This window comes from Nocardioides xinjiangensis, from assembly GCF_017916455.1.
GTDB classification, from domain to species: Bacteria; Actinomycetota; Actinomycetes; order Propionibacteriales; family Nocardioidaceae; genus Nocardioides; species Nocardioides xinjiangensis.
Genome location: NZ_JAFMSY010000001.1, coordinates 426,143 through 440,545 on the forward strand (window position 1 = coordinate 426,143; position 14,403 = coordinate 440,545).

General features: G+C 72.9%; 15 protein-coding genes. 2 read left to right on the top strand and 13 right to left on the bottom strand.

Features of this window, described 5'->3' with window-relative positions; genetic code table 11:
• The 3 genes from dxr to J3P38_RS02070 form a co-directional block, all read right to left on the bottom strand.
• Positions 1-1,080 carry a 1-deoxy-D-xylulose-5-phosphate reductoisomerase gene (dxr, locus tag J3P38_RS02060; RefSeq protein WP_210440592.1) on the bottom strand — a complete coding sequence of 360 codons (1,080 nt, stop codon included), beginning with the start codon at positions 1,078-1,080 and terminating at the stop codon, positions 1-3.
• Positions 1,081-1,165: 85 nt separating this feature from the next.
• Positions 1,166-1,753 (bottom strand): hypothetical protein, encoded by a 588-nt coding sequence (locus J3P38_RS02065; protein ID WP_210502526.1) that lies wholly within the window; start codon positions 1,751-1,753, stop codon positions 1,166-1,168.
• Between the two features lie 22 nt (positions 1,754-1,775).
• Complete coding sequence (locus J3P38_RS02070; protein ID WP_210502527.1) at positions 1,776-3,236, bottom strand: M1 family metallopeptidase; 1,461 nt, start codon at positions 3,234-3,236, stop codon at positions 1,776-1,778.
• Between the two features lie 184 nt (positions 3,237-3,420).
• On the opposite strand from J3P38_RS02070, the gene J3P38_RS02075 reads away from it, so the two are divergent.
• Both J3P38_RS02075 and J3P38_RS02080 read left to right on the top strand, forming a co-directional pair.
• Complete coding sequence (locus J3P38_RS02075; RefSeq protein WP_246855607.1) at positions 3,421-4,326, top strand: serine protein kinase RIO; 906 nt, start codon at positions 3,421-3,423, stop codon at positions 4,324-4,326.
• A 33-nt stretch (positions 4,327-4,359) separates the two neighbouring features.
• Positions 4,360-5,469: an LOG family protein gene (locus J3P38_RS02080; RefSeq protein ID WP_210502529.1), complete on the top strand. Its 1,110-nt coding sequence runs from the start codon at positions 4,360-4,362 to the stop codon at positions 5,467-5,469.
• Between the two features lie 37 nt (positions 5,470-5,506).
• Here J3P38_RS02080 and J3P38_RS02085 read toward each other — a convergent pair whose 3' ends face one another.
• From J3P38_RS02085 to rpsB, 10 genes are all read right to left on the bottom strand, one after another.
• A complete protein-coding gene (locus J3P38_RS02085) occupies positions 5,507-6,715 on the bottom strand; it encodes a glycosyltransferase family 4 protein (protein WP_246855608.1) in 1,209 nt (402 codons plus the stop codon).
• 111 nt (positions 6,716-6,826) lie between these two features.
• Positions 6,827-7,993 carry a 23S rRNA (adenine(2503)-C(2))-methyltransferase RlmN gene (rlmN, locus tag J3P38_RS02090; RefSeq protein ID WP_210438219.1) on the bottom strand — a complete coding sequence of 389 codons (1,167 nt, stop codon included), beginning with the start codon at positions 7,991-7,993 and terminating at the stop codon, positions 6,827-6,829.
• Positions 7,994-8,046: 53 nt separating this feature from the next.
• The gene (locus J3P38_RS02095; RefSeq protein WP_210502530.1) at positions 8,047-8,394 is read right to left on the bottom strand and encodes a hypothetical protein; all 348 of its coding nucleotides are present in this window, start codon (positions 8,392-8,394) and stop codon (positions 8,047-8,049) included.
• 75 nt (positions 8,395-8,469) lie between these two features.
• Positions 8,470-8,982, bottom strand: a complete 513-nt coding sequence (locus J3P38_RS02100) for a histidine phosphatase family protein (protein WP_210438221.1) — start codon at positions 8,980-8,982, stop codon at positions 8,470-8,472.
• The gene (locus J3P38_RS02105; RefSeq protein WP_210502531.1) at positions 8,979-9,761 is read right to left on the bottom strand and encodes an SDR family oxidoreductase; all 783 of its coding nucleotides are present in this window, start codon (positions 9,759-9,761) and stop codon (positions 8,979-8,981) included. Before J3P38_RS02105 ends, J3P38_RS02100 begins: the two co-directional genes overlap by 4 nt.
• Before the next feature lie 10 nt (positions 9,762-9,771).
• Positions 9,772-10,668 (bottom strand): phosphatidate cytidylyltransferase, encoded by an 897-nt coding sequence (locus tag J3P38_RS02110; protein WP_210502532.1) that lies wholly within the window; start codon positions 10,666-10,668, stop codon positions 9,772-9,774.
• A 12-nt stretch (positions 10,669-10,680) separates the two neighbouring features.
• Positions 10,681-11,235 (bottom strand): ribosome recycling factor, encoded by a 555-nt coding sequence (frr, locus tag J3P38_RS02115; RefSeq protein ID WP_210440594.1) that lies wholly within the window; start codon positions 11,233-11,235, stop codon positions 10,681-10,683.
• Positions 11,236-11,288: 53 nt separating this feature from the next.
• The gene (gene pyrH / locus J3P38_RS02120; RefSeq protein WP_210438224.1) at positions 11,289-12,008 is read right to left on the bottom strand and encodes a UMP kinase; all 720 of its coding nucleotides are present in this window, start codon (positions 12,006-12,008) and stop codon (positions 11,289-11,291) included.
• A 168-nt stretch (positions 12,009-12,176) separates the two neighbouring features.
• Entirely contained in the window at positions 12,177-12,989 is an 813-nt protein-coding gene (gene tsf, locus J3P38_RS02125; RefSeq protein WP_210438225.1) for a translation elongation factor Ts, read from the bottom strand.
• An 86-nt stretch (positions 12,990-13,075) separates the two neighbouring features.
• Positions 13,076-14,065, bottom strand: a complete 990-nt coding sequence (gene rpsB, locus J3P38_RS02130) for a 30S ribosomal protein S2 (protein WP_210502533.1) — start codon at positions 14,063-14,065, stop codon at positions 13,076-13,078.
• Between the last annotated feature and the right edge of the window lie 338 nt (positions 14,066-14,403).

The following is a 14,403-nucleotide window of genomic DNA, read 5'->3' on the forward strand; positions in this document are numbered from 1 at the left end:
TCAGATGAGGGCCGCGGCCTCGGCGCGCGCCCAGGCGTCGGCGGCGAGGACGTCGTCGACCGTGACGTGCTCCGTCGATGGTACGTCGTGGCGCTCCAGGACCCGTGCCACCGTGGCCACGATGTCGGGGAACCGCAGCCGCCCGTCGTGGAACGCGTCCACCGCGACCTCGTTGGCGGCGTTGTACACCGCGGGCGCCGTGCCGCCGCGCTCGCCGGCGGACCGGGCCAGCGTGACCGCCGGGAACACCGCGTCGTCGAGCGGCTCGAACCGCCAGTCGGCAGCCTTCGTCCAGTCGATCGGCGTCTCGGCGTCGGGCACCCGGTCGGGCCAGGCCATGCCGAGCGCGATCGGCACGAGCATCGTGGGCAGCCCGAGCTGGGCGACCACCGCCCCGTCGACGAACTCCACCATCGAGTGGATCAGCTGCTGGGGGTGGACGACGACGTCGATGCGGTCGAACGGGACGTCGAAGAGCAGGTGCGCCTCGATCACCTCGAGCCCCTTGTTGACCAGCGTCGCCGAGTTGGTGGTGATCACCCGGCCCATCGCGAAGTTCGGGTGGGCCAGCGCCTGCTCCGGGGTCACGCCGGCCAGCTCCTCGGGCGTACGACCGCGGAACGGACCGCCTGACGCGGTGAGCACGAGCCGGCGCACCTCGCTGGCCGCTCCCGCGCGGAGGCACTGCGCGATGGCGCTGTGCTCGGAGTCCACCGGGACGATCTGGCCGGGCAGGGCGCGCTCCTTGACCAGCGGGCCGCCGATGATCAGCGACTCCTTGTTGGCCAGGGCGAGCGTGTTGCCCGCCTCGAGAGCGGCGAGCGTGGGCCGCAGCCCGACGGCACCGGTGATGCCGTTGAGCACGACGTCGCAGGTGCGACCGGCCGCCTCGACGGAGGCCGCCTCCCCCAGGCCCGACCACGCCGGCGCGAACTCGGCGACCTGCGCCTCGAAGAGCCGCGGGTTCGACCCGCCGGCGGTGAGGCCGACGACGCGGAAGCGATCCGGGTGCGCGCGGACGAGGTCGAGCGCCTGGGTGCCGATCGACCCGGTCGAGCCGAGGACCACGATGTCGCGCACTGTCACCGCGCCAGTCTGTCAGGCGGTCGCCGCGAGCGGTGCGCGGCGGTCGGTCACCACCCCGGGCGCTGCGGCGCGCCGCCGGTCAGGCCTGCGGCGCGCCGAACGACCACAGGGTGACGCCGCCGACCTCGACGAGCGTGGCCCCCCGCGGCGCGACCGGCTCGTGGTCGTCCGACGCGCCGACGGCGTCGAGCACCGTCAGCGTGTCGCCGGCGTGGCGGGCGAGCACCGCGTCACCCGGTACGTCGGCGCAGCCGGCCGGGTCGGTGCGCCCGGCGCGCATCGCGACGTCCCACGGGACCGCGTCGGCGTCCACGCTGAAGACGACTCCGTCGTCGGTGCTCCGCACGACGATCTTGCCCTCGGCGCCCGGTGAGTCGTCGTGCTGCACCACCGCACCGACGCGGGCGGCGGCGAGCACGACCAGCACACCGGTCTCGCGGGGCACGGCGCCGAGAGCCACCTGGTCGCCGAGCCCGACCCCGAACGCGCGGAGCACGCCGGCGCAGGCGGCGACCTCGGTCAGCAGCCAGGCGAAGCTCCGCTCGGTGCCGTCGAGGGACAGCGCGACGTCGTCGGCGCGGCCGCGGACCACGTGGATGTCGAGAGCGTCGTAGCACGCATTGAGGGTGCCGGGGTCGCCGTCGGACGGCGCGCGGAACCAGGTCACGGTCACGGGATCTGCCGGCCCGTCACGCGAGCCCGTTGCCGGCGGTGGCGGCGGGCCTGGTGGGTGTGCGCAGCCAGGCGGTGAAGAACGAGCCCAGGTCCTGACCGCTGACGCGAGCCGCCACCTCCTCGAACTCGGCCGACGAGCCGTTGCCGCCGCGCTGCTCGCGGATCCAGGTGCGGATGATCCTCCAGAACACCTCGTCGCCGACCCGGTTGCGCAGCGCCTGCAGGGTCATGGCGCCGCGGCCGTAGACCGCCGAGTCGAAGATCCGGGCGGCGCCGGGGTCGCCGATGCTCACCTTCCAGAACTCCGAGTCGGGTCCGACGTCGCCGTAGTAGCCGCGCAGGGTCGACGCGCCGGAGCGGCCGCCGTGGGTCTCGGCCCAGCGCCACTCCATGAACGTCGCGAAGCCCTCGTTGAGCCAGATGTCGGACCAGTGGTGGACCGCGATGTCATCGCCGAACCACTGGTGCGCGAGCTCGTGCACCACCAGGCTGGTGTAGCTGCCGCCGACGGCCGGGTAGGTCGGGCGGGTCTGGTTCTCGAGCGCGAACCCCGGGCCGAGCCCGGTGGTGATGCCGCCGACGACGGAGAACGGGTAGGGGCCGAGGTCCTCCTCCAGGCCGGCGACCACGTGCGGGGTCCTGCGCATGAGCCGCATGCTGGCCGCCTGGTCGCGCTCGCTGAGGCGCTCCGAGACCGCGACGAGCCACGGCAGCCCGCGGTGCCTGCCCTTCTCGATGGTGAAGTCGCCCGCGGCGAAGAACGCGAGGTAGGGCACCATCGGCTCGTCCGCGCGCCAGTGCCACTGCGTCGACCGCTTCCCGACCTCCCGCCCGCGCAGCCTGCCGTTGGAGACCACCTCACGGCCGTGGGGCACGCGGACCTTGACGTCGACGATCGCCTTGTCGAGCGGGTGGTCGTTGGCGGGGAACCACCACGGCGCCATGTGCGGCTCGTTCATCGTCACGACCTCGCGCCTGCTGGCCAGCCAGTTGCGCTCCCCGGCGTAGGCATGCCTCGCGGGCCGGTCGTCGTACGTCACCGTGACGCGGTGCTCGCTGCCGGCCGCCAGCGGACGGGCCGGGGTGATGCGCAGCTCGTGCCCGCCGTCGGTCCGCGTGAACTCGGCCGCCGCCCCGTCGACGGTCACCTTCGAGACCCGCAGCAGGAAGTCGAGCGAGAAGCTCGCGAGGTCCTGGGTGGCGGTCAGCTCGACCGTGGTCCGCCCGCTCAGCCGCTGGGTGGCGAACGCGTAGCGGTGGGAGATCCGGTACGCCGAGACGTCGATGCCGCCGTTGCCGTCGAGCGGCCAGTAGGGATCGCCGATGCCCGGGGCCCCGTCGACGGGTGCCGTCGCCCCCGGCCGGCCCGCCGACGGGGTGGGCGTCGCCGTGGCCGCGGCCGTGGTCAGCCCGAACGCCACCGCCGCGCTGAGCGCGGCGGCGACGAGGGATCGGTGCGCGGCTCGTGTGGTCACGGTCCGAACCTAGCGCGAACAATTGCGTTGCGGAGGCTCCAGCCGGTGTCCGACGATGGCCGTGGCGAACCGCCACACCCGTGCTGCTCCGGCGCCGGTGCCCCGTCCGAGAGGAGTCGTGACATGTCCATCGCTGTCCTCGGCCTGCCCGCCGACCACCTCTCGCACTCACGGAGCACCCACCTTGACGCACAGCCACCTCGATCGACCCCTGCCGGAGGGCCTCCGGCCTGACGACCGCTCGCCCCTCGAGGGCATCGACGACGCGTTCGTCTTCACCTACGACACCTACGCCGACGAGCTCGGCGAGAACCAACGCTGGTCCCGCTGGGAGGACCTCGAGGCCCTCATGAAGGGCCCCGAGCCCCGACCCGACTGGGTCGTGACCTCCAGCGGAGCCATCGACACCGACCTCGGCGTCCTCAAGACGGGCAAGGAGGCCGACGTCTTCCTCCTCGAGCGCGAGGACCCGCACCGGCCCGACGAGGCGGTCGTCATGGCCGCCAAGCGCTACCGCGACACCGACCACCGCACCTTCCACCGCGCCGCTGCCTACACCGAGGGCCGTTCGGTGAAGCGCTCCCGCGACGAGCGCGCCCTCAAGCGCAAGTCCACCTGGGGCCGGCAGGTCGCGGCCGGCGAGTGGGCGGTGTCGGAGTGGAACGCGCTGCGCCGATGCTGGGAGCTGGGACTGCCGGTCCCCTACCCGGTGCAGATCGACGACACCGAGATCCTCATGGAGTGGATCACCCACACCGTCGACGGGGAGGTCGAGACCGCCCCGCGGGTCGCGCAGGTGCGCCCCGAGCGGTCGGTCGTCGAGGGCTTCTACGAGCAGCTGCGCGAGGCCCTGGCGACGCTCGTGCAGGCCGGGCTCGTGCACGGGGACCTCTCGCCCTACAACACCCTCGCCGCCGGCGACCGGCTCGTGATCATCGACCTGCCACAGATGGTCGACCTGGTCGGCAACCCCCGCGGCATGGACTTCCTGCTGCGCGACTGCGCCAACATGTGCGCCTGGTTCCGCTCGCGGGGGCTCGAGGTCGACGAGCAGGAGCTGTTCGCCGAGCTGATGGCGCACGCCTTCTGAGCCTCGGAGGCCGGCCCCCCTAGGTTGGGCGGCGTGAAGCACTCCCACGGACGCGTCCTCGACGTCACCTCGCTGGCCGACCTGGACCGGCGGCTCTCCTCCGGGACCAGGTCGCTGGCGGGGTGGCGCGTCGTCGGCCTCGACCTCACCCACCGCGGCCCGGACCTGCTCGAGAGGTCGCTGGCGCAGTCGCTGTTCCTCGGCTGCACCTTCGCCGAGGGGGACGACGACGCCGTGCGACGGGCCGGTGGGATCGTGCTGCAGCGGATCCCCGGCACCCCGGTCGACCCCTACCGCGCCGCCCTCTACACCCCCGCGGAGCTCTACGACACCCCGCGCTACGAGGACACCCTCGACGCCCGGGCGTACGCCTGGTCGCAGCGCGGCACCAGTCCCGACGACACGCTGGCCATGGCGCTGCACGACCACCACGTCGACACCGCGCTCGAGACGTGGGTGTCCGGACGCCGGGTGGCCGGGCGCCCGGTGGTCGGTGTGATGGGTGGGCACGCGCTCGAGCGCGGCAGCGCGCCGTACGCCGAGGCCGCTCGCCTCGGCCACGCGCTCGGCACGAGGCTGACGGTCGCCACCGGCGGTGGTCCGGGCGCCATGGAGGCAGCCAACCTGGGGGCCTTCGTGCCCGCCGACGTCGCGGGTGCCCTCGACGACGCGCTCGACACGGTCGCCAGGGTGCCGTCGTTCCGTCCCGACATCGGCGCCTGGGCGCGAGCCGCGTTCGAGGTGGTCGAGGCGACCCGCGGCGGCCGGGTGTCGCTCGGCATCCCGACGTGGCACTACGGCCACGAGCCGCCGAACCCCTTCGCGACGTCGATCGCCAAGTACTTCCGCAACGCGCCGCGCGAGGCCATCCTGCTGGAGGTCTGCGACGCCGGCATCGTGTTCCTCCCGGGCGCCGGCGGCACCGTGCAGGAGGTCTTCCAGGACGCCTGCGAGAACTACTACGCCGACGAGTCCGCGGTCGCGCCGATGGTGCTGGTGGGGCGCCGCCACTGGACCGAGGTGCTGCCGGTCTGGCCGCTGCTGCGCGCGCTGGCCGCGGGCCGCGCGATGGAGCCGCACGTCCACCTGGTCGACACCGTCGAGGAGGCGCTCGACGTCGTGGGCGGCGGGGCGGCCCGGTGACGTCCGCGCCCGCCGCGCCGCCCGCCTGCCCCGGCGATCAACCGGCCCGGCGCCGCGTGCCGGCAGGGGCCGCCACGTCGCGGTAGTGGCTCACCAGCAGGTCGTTGACGGCCTGCCAGGTGCGGTCGCGCACGCTGTGCCGCGCGGCGACGGCCATCCGCCGCCGCAGGACCGGCCGGGTCCTGAGGCGCTCGACGTGCGCGACCAGCTCGCGTGCGTCGCCGGGCTCGTAGAGGTACCCGGCCACGGTGTCGTCGACCACGTCGACCGGTCCCCCCGCGCGCGGTGCCACGACCGGCACGCCGCTCGCCAGCGCCTCCTGGGCGGACTGGCAGTACGTCTCGTGGCGGCCGGTGTGCACGAAGACGTCGAGCGTGGCGTGGGCCCGGGCCAGCTCCTCGCCGTGCAGCACCCCGATGAACGCCGCGCGCGGGAGCAGGGCCCGCAGCCTGGGCTCCTCGGGGCCGCCGCCCACCAGCACCAGGCGCACGCCGGGCCGGTCGAGGTGTGCGAGGAGCCCGAGCTCCTTCTCGGGCGCGAGCCGGCCGACGTACCCGACGAGCAGCTCGCCGTGCGGCGCCAGCTCGGTGTGCAGCGCCTCGTCGCGCTTCCCGGGCTCGAACAGCACCTGGTCCACGCCTCGCGGCCACCGCGCCACGGCGTCGATGCCGAGCCGCTCGAGCTGCTCGATGCTCGCCGAGGACGGGGCGAGGGTGCGGTCGACGCCGAGGTGGATCCGGCGGGTGAGCGCCTCCATGGCACGCGCTCCCCCGGGCACGCCGTACCGGTCGGCGAACCCCACCAGGTCGGTCTGGTAGATCGCCACCGTCGGGACGCCGAGCGAGCGCGCCGCCCTCGCCGCCTGGTGGCCGAGCATGGCCGGGGAGGCGATGTGCACGACGTCGGGGCGGAACCGCTCCATCGCCGCCCGCAGCCGGCCACGGGTCTCCAGGCCGACGCGGAAGTCGCTGTAGAAGGGCAGGTCCGCCCCGCGGGCGCGGGTGACGCGGAACCCGGCGTACGTCGCAGGGCCGGTGGGCGCGATCAGCTCGGCCTCGTGGCCCTCGGCCGCGAGGTGCTCCAGCACGCGGCGGACGGAGTTGGTGACGCCGTTGACCTGGGGCAGGAAGGACTCCGAGACGACCAGCACGCGCAGCCGCGCGGCGCCGGCCGGTGGGGTGACCGGGAGCGTGAGGAGGGTGGCCGGTGCGGAGCGGCTGCGACGCCGCCTCTCGAGCAGGTCCATGCCACGGACGCTAGGAACCGCCCCGCAACGGACGACCCGGTCCGGGCAGACGACACGTGAACGGTCCCCGACGCTCCGGAGGCGACGTCGGCGACGTCGGGGACGGCGCGGCTACTCCTTGGCGGCGAGCTGTCCGCAGGCGCCGTCGATCTCGCGGCCGCGGGTGTCGCGGACGGTCGTCGGGATGCCCTTCGCCTCGAGGCGTCGGACGAACTCGCGCTCGTCGGCCGGGTCGGAGGCGGTCCACTTGGAGCCCTCGACGGGGTTGAGCGGGATCAGGTTGACGTGCACCCAGCCCCAGTCGCCGTAGGAGTTCAGGACGTCGGCGAGCAGGTCGGCGCGCTCGGCCTGGTCGTTGATGCCGCGCATCATGGCGTACTCGATCGAGACCCGGCGCTTGGTCCGCGCGGCGTAGTTCCACGCGGCCTCGACGGTCTCGGCGACCGAGAAGCGCGTGTTGATCGGCACCAGCTCGTTGCGAAGCTCGTCGTCGGGGGCGTGCAGGCTCAGCGCGAGCGTGACCGGGATGCCCTCGTCGGCGAGCTGGTTGATCCGCGGCACCAGGCCGACGGTGGAGACCGTGATGCCGCGCGCGCTCATGCCCAGGCCGGAGGGCGAGGGATCGGTGAGGCGGCGCACCGCTCCCACGACGGCCTTGTAGTTGGCCAGCGGCTCGCCCATGCCCATGAACACCACGTTGGAGACCCGGCCCGGACCGCCGGGGACCTCGCCGCGCGCGAGGGCGCGCGCGCCGGCGACGACCTGCTCGACGATCTCCGCGGTCGACATGTTGCGCTGGAGGCCGCCCATGCCGGTCGCGCAGAAGGGGCACGCCATGCCGCAGCCGGCTTGACTGGAGACGCACATCGTGGCCCGGTCGGGATAGCGCATCAGCACCGACTCGACGAGGGCGCCGTCGAAGAGCTTCCACAGGGTCTTGCGGGTGGTGCCCTTGTCGGCCTCCATGGTGCGCAGCGGCGTCATGAGGTCGGGCAGGAGCGCGGAGACCAGGTCGTCGCGCTGACCGGCGGGCAGGTCGGTCATCTCGGCCGGGTCGTCGACGAGGCGGCCGAAGTAGTGGTTGCTCAGCTGCTTGGCGCGGAACCCCGGCAGCCCCATCTCCTCGAGCAGCGCCTTGCGGCCCGCGTCGTCGAGGTCGGCGAGGTGCCGCGGCGGCTTCTTGCGGCCGCGCGGCTCACTGAGGACGAGGGGCAGCGAGGTGCCGGGCTGGGCGACGGGCTGCGCCTCGGGATGGGCGTCGGGCTGGGTCTGGGACATCCCTCCCATTGTCCCACCCCGGCGGGCGCGGGGACGATTCAGCGAGCCGCCGCTCAGGCGTCGACCATGAAGTACAGGACGAGCGAGGCCACGCCGAGGACGACGAGCGCGGTCACGACCATGCCGACGAACATGAACTGCGCGAACCGGCGCGTCTTGCGCTTGACCAGCAGGGCGATCGGCAGGGCCAGGGCGAGCAGGACGAACGGGAAGAGTCGCTCGGCGGTCTCGTAGGTGAAGAGCAGCCGCAGGATGCCGACAAACGCGCCCGGCACCGCTGTGACGAAGAGCATGCCGGCGAAGAAGCCGGTGATGCCGGCGAACGTCGGGTGGCTGTGGTGCCACCACTCGAAGTGCCGGTCCTGCGGCGCCTCGACATCCTGTGCCCGTTCGGTCTCCACACCCTCAGACTAGGCGGTCACGAGCGCGGGCCCGCGGGCGGCACGCGGTCCCGGGGGATTCGGTCCGGGAGCCGCTCAGCGCTCCACGACGAGCACGTCGGGCATGCCGAGCGTCTCCCAGCGCGCGAGGTCCGGAGCCTGCCCGGTGAGGTCGGCGACCACCAGCGTCCAGGCCGTCCCGTGGCCGACCAGCACGACGTCGTCGTCGCCGTGCACGTCCAGCACCCGACGCACGGCGGGGACCACCCGTCGCCGGCAGGCGTCGAGCGGCTCCCACCCCTCGACCGCCGCGACGTCCGGCCGCACGAAGGCCCGGCGCACCGCCGCGGGGAAGTCCTCGACCCACTCCCCCGTGCGCCCGTGCTCGCGCAGGTCGTCGAGCACCCCCACGTCGGCGTCGGTGAGCAGTTGCGCGGTCTGCACGGCCTTCGGCTCGGGCGAGGTGAACCACGCACCGCGCGCCGGCAGGCGGCCGGAGGCACGCAGCGCCCACACGTCGTCGTACGTCGCGGGGTCGAGCTCCCACTCCGCTGCCGGCACGGCGGGGTCGATCGCCGGGCGGCCGTGCCGCACGAGGTGGAGCGTCATGGCGCCAGGAACTCCCTCGCCCCGCGCAGGCGGGTGGTGAGCACCGTGGCCGCCAGCGTGGAGTCGAGGCGTACGTCGACGGGGCCGGGGTCGCTCAGCTCGGCCCTCAGGCCGCCGCGCAGCGCTGCGGGGTCGAGGCCGTCGCGTCGCGCGACCAGCCGGCCCAGCTCGAGCCGGCTCACCGCATCGGCGCCGCCGAGGTGCAGCACTCCGCGCACGTCGTTGCCGGCCAGCTCGACCAGGGCCGCGGCGAGGTCGCCGACGTGCACCGGGCACCTGCGCTCGTCCTCGAAGAGCACACCGTCCCGGCCGCGGGCCAGCGACCGGACGAGCTGCTCGTGCTTCGACTCGCCGTCGCCGAGGACCAGCGAGGTCCGGGCCGCCACGGCGTCGGGCGCCGACGCGAGCGTGGCGGCCTCGGCCGCGACCTTCGCCTCGCCGTACGCCGACACCGGGTCGGGCGGGGCCGACTCGTCGTAGGGCTCGTCGGAGCCGCCGAAGACGACGTCGGAGGACACCAGCACCATCCGGGCGCCGACGCGTGCCGCAGCCTCCGCGACGTGGGCCGCGCCGGCGGCCGTGACGTCGGGGTCGGACTGGACGTACGCCGTGTGGACGACGGCGTCGGGCCGGTGCCGCTCGAGGAGGGCGACCACGGCCGCGCGGTCGCGCACGTCGGCGTCGGCCGAGCCGACGGCCACGACGTCGTGGGCTTCGGCAGCGGCCACGACGTGGCGACCGAGGTAGCCCGTCCGGCCGCCGGTCACGAGCAGGCGCATCGGCGGGCGGTCAGAAGACCAGGTAGTAGAGGACCAGCCAGATCGGCGCGACCGTCGCGAGGAGCGAGTCGAGCCGGTCCATCAGGCCGCCGTGGCCCGGGATCACCTGGCTCATGTCCTTGATGCCGAGGTCACGCTTCATGACGGACTCGCAGAGGTCGCCGAGCGTGGCCATCACCGCGGCGATGAGGCCGAGGACCACGCCCACCCACCACTCGCCACCGAGGAAGGAGGTGACCAGCCAGACGCCGACGGCGACGGTCGCGACCACGGAGCCGGCGAACCCCTCCCAGGACTTCTTCGGCGAGATGACCTTGGCCATCGGGTGCCTGCCGAAGAGCACGCCGGCGACGTAGCCGCCGGTGTCGGAGGCGACGGTGATCGCGATGAAGGTGATGACGCCGCGCACGCCCGGGTCGTCGAGGTCGAGCCCGAGGGCCGGGGTCGTGCCGCCCTCGGAGAGCAGCAGGGCCACGAACGAGGCGAGGAACGGGACGTAGACGAGCGTGAAGACCGACGCGGTGGCGTTCTTCACGTAGCCGTCGACACCCCGGCGCAGCAGCCACAGCATCACGACGAGCGCCGTCACGGCGGTGGCCGTGACGAGGGCGGGGGCGCCCCAGAAGTAGGCGACCACGACCATCGCGACGCCGCCGACCATGAGGGGCTGCTCGGGGATGTCGACGTCCTTGGCCGACAGCCCGCGGTGCAGCTCCCAGACCGCGACGGCGACCGCGGCGGCGACGATGCCCATGAACGCGGTCTTCCAGAAGAAGAGCGACAGCAGGATCGCCCCCACCAGCACGGCGGCGGAGCCGACCGCGGCAGGCAGGTCCCGGCCGGCGCGGCCGTGGTCCTTCTGCTGGGGCTGGGGAGCCGGCGCCGCCGGACTGTCAGAGGTGGTCATCGATGGGGTGGCTCAGACCTCGAGCAGCTCGGCTTCCTTGTGCTTGAGCATCTCGTCGATCTTGTCGGTGTGGGTCTTGGTGAGCGCGTCGAGGCGCTTCTCCGCGCCCGTGACGTCGTCCTTGCCGACCTCGCCGTCCTTCTCGAGCTTCTCGAGGCCCTGCTTGGCGGTGCGGCGCACGTTGCGCACGGAGACGCGGCCCTCCTCGGCCTTGGAGCGGGCGAGCTTGATGAACTCCTTGCGGCGCTCCTCGGTCAGCTCGGGGAACACGCAGCGCAGCACCTTGCCGTCGTTGGCCGGGTTGACGCCGAGGTCGGAGTCGCGGATGGCCTTCTCGATGCTGCCCATCGCGCCGATGTCGAAGGGCTGGATGAGGATGGTGCGCGCGTCCTGGGAGGTGAAGCTCGCCAGCTGCTGCAGCGGCGTCTGGGTGCCGTAGTAGTCAGCCGTGATCTTGGCGAACATCGCGGGGTTGGCGCGGCCGGCGCGGATGGTGGCGAAGTCCTCGCGCGTCGCCTCGACGGACTTGGCCATCCTGGCGTCGGCATCGTTCATGACGTCGTTGATCACGGTTGCTCTCTCTCGTCGTACGTCGTGGTGCGGGTGGTCGGACGGCTCGGTCAGACCGAGCTGCTCACCAGCGTCCCGATCTTCTCACCCCGCACCGCGCGCACGATCGTGCCGGGGGTGGAGAGGTTGAAGAAGACCATGTCCATGCTGTTGTCGCGCGCCATCGCGATGCCCGTGGCGTCGGCGACCTTGAGGTCGCGGGCGAGGTACTCGTCGTAGGTCAGCCGGTCGAACTTCACCGCCGCTGGGTTGGTCTTGGGGTCGGAGTCGTACACGCCGTCGACGCCCTGCTTGCCCATGAGGATGACCTCGCAGCGCGTCTCCAGCGCCCGCTGCGCCGCGACGGTGTCGGTGGAGAAGAACGGCATGCCGGCCCCGGCGCCGAAGATCACGACGCGGCCCTTCTCCATGTGGCGGATCGCGCGGCGCGGGATGTAGGGCTCGGCGACCTGGCCCATGGTGATGGCGGTCTGCACGCGGGTCTCCACGCCGTGCTTCTCGATGAGGTCCTGGAGGGCCAGGCAGTTCATCACCGTGCCGAGCATGCCCATGTAGTCGGCGCGGGCACGCTCCATGCCGCGCTGCTGCAGCTCGGCCCCGCGGAAGAAGTTGCCGCCGCCGACGACGATGGCGATCTGCACGCCGGACGCGGCCACCTCGGCGACCTCACCGGCCGTCGCGTTGATGACGTCGAGGTCGAGGCCCACCTCACCTCCGCCGAACACCTCACCGGAGAGTTTGAGGAGGACTCGCTTGTACGCCACGTGCATCCCTTCGCGCGCCTGGGTGGTCCTGAGAAACCTACCGGCCGCGGGGGTCGGGGGTCGAACCCGCAGGCCGCAGGGTGGGCGGTCGCCCGCCTCCCGGCGGGCCGGGACGCGACCGGGGCCCGTACGCAGTGCGTACGGGCCCCGGTCGGTGCGCGGGTGGCGCGAGGCTCAGGCGCCGACCTCGAAGCGGGCGAACCGCTTCACGGTGGTGCCGGCCTCGTCCAGGACGGCCTTGACCGACTTCTTGGACTCGGTGACCGACTCCTGCTCGAGCAGGACGATCTCCTTGAAGAAGCCACCGAGGCGACCCTCGACGATCTTCGCGATCGCCTGCTCGGGCTTGCCCTCCTCGCGGGTCTTCTGCTCGGCGATCGAGCGCTCGGACTCGACGACGTCGGCCGGGACCTCGTCGCGGGTGAGGTACTGCGCGCGCATCGCGGCGATCTGCATCGCGGCGCCGCGGGCGGCGGCCTCGTCGCCCTCGAACTCGACGAGCACGCCGACGGCCGGCGGGAGGTCGGCGGCACGCTTGTGCATGTAGGTGACGGTGTTGCCCTCGAAGTAGGCGACCTCGCCCAGCTCGATCTTCTCGCCGATGGTGATGGCCAGGTCCTCGACGACCTCGCCGACCGTCTTGCCGTCGAGCTCGGCGGCCTTGAGGGCGGCGGTGTCGGTGGCCTTGACGGAGTTGGCGACGTCGGCGATCTGCTGCGCCTTGGCGATGAACTCCTCGTTCTTGGCGACGAAGTCGGTCTCGCTCTTGAGCTCGACCAGCGCGTTGCCCGAGGTCGCGACGAGCCCGGCGGCGGTCTCGCGCTCGGCACCGCGAGCGGCGGCCTTGGCGGCGCCCTTGACGCGGAGCAGCTCGACGGCCTTGTCGAAGTCGCCGTCGGTCTCGGTCAGCGCCTTCTTGCAGTCCATCATCCCGGCCTGGGTCAGCTCACGGAGCTTCTTGACGTCGGCAGCGGTGAAGTTGGCCATGGTCCTTCTTCCTTGGGTTCAGGGGGTGGTGATGCGGAGGGACGAGCGGAGCCGGCCGCGGGACTTCCCGCGGCCGGCGTCCGTCATCAGTCCTGCTCGGCGGCCTGCGCGGCGGGCTGCTCGTCGGCCGGAGCGTCGGCGCCGGCCTCGGCCGGAGCGTCGGCGGCCTCGGCCTGCGGGGCGTCGGTCGCGGCGTCGGCGGCGGCCTCGGCCTGCGGGGCCTCGGACGCGGCGCCGGTGGCCTCGGAGGCCGGGGTCTCCGCAGCGGCGTCGCCGGTGGCGGCGGCGGCGGTCTTCTCGGCGTCACCGGCGAGGAGCTCGCGCTCCCACTCGGCCAGGGGCTCCTCGGCGCCGACGGTCTCGTCGGTCCCGCCGGCCTTGACGCCGGAGCGGGCGATGAGGCCCTCCGCGACGGCGTCCGCGACCACGCGGGTCAGCAGGCCGACGGCGCGGATGGCGTCGTCGTTGCCCGGGATCGGGAAGTCCACGACGTCGGGGTCGCAGTTGGAGTCCAGGATGCCGATGATCGGGATGCGCAGCTTGCGCGCCTCCTCGACGGCGAGGTGCTCCTTGTTGGTGTCGACGATCCAGACCGCGGACGGCACCTTGGACATCTCGCGGATGCCACCGAGGGTCTTGTCGAGCTTGTCGCGCTCCCGCTTCATCTGCAGGAGCTCCTTCTTGGTGCGACCGGAGCCGGCGACGTTCTCGAAGTCGATCTCGTCGAGCTCCTTGAGGCGGTTGATCCGCTGGTGCACGGTCGAGAAGTTGGTGAGCATGCCGCCGAGCCAGCGCTGGTTGACGTAGGGCATGCCGACGCGGGTGGCCTGCTCCGCGATGGCCTCCTGGGCCTGCTTCTTCGTGCCGACGAACATGACGACGCCGCCCTTGGCGACGGTCTCCTTGACGAAGGCGAAGGAGCGGTCGATGTAGGCCAGCGACTGCTGCAGGTCGATGATGTAGATGCCGTTGCGCTCGGTCATGATGAAGCGCTTCATCTTCGGGTTCCAGCGACGGGTCTGGTGACCGAAGTGGACGCCGCTCTCGAGCAGCTGGCGCATGGTGACGACTGCCATGGGTTCTCCTGTTGTCTCGGAGTCCCGCTCCCCGACGGCGCGGGGCGCTGTGCCCGACCTTCAGCCAGGTCGAGCCGGGAGCGTGACTCCTGTTGTTTTCAGTTTCCGCGCCCGGCGGGTGCCGGGCGCCCTGACGCTCGCGCGTCGGTCCGATCCGCGCCAGTGGTGCGGAACTGAGGACCGACGCCCGCAGGCGATGCGGGACCGAGGAGCATCCCGACGCGGTCTGCGAGCGTGCGAAGTCAGTCCGGGTGGACTGCTCCGCACATCGTAGGCCAGGGGTTCCCGCCTCGGCGAATCCCTGAAGCCCGCCTCCACGGTCCCCTTCGGGCGCGCCG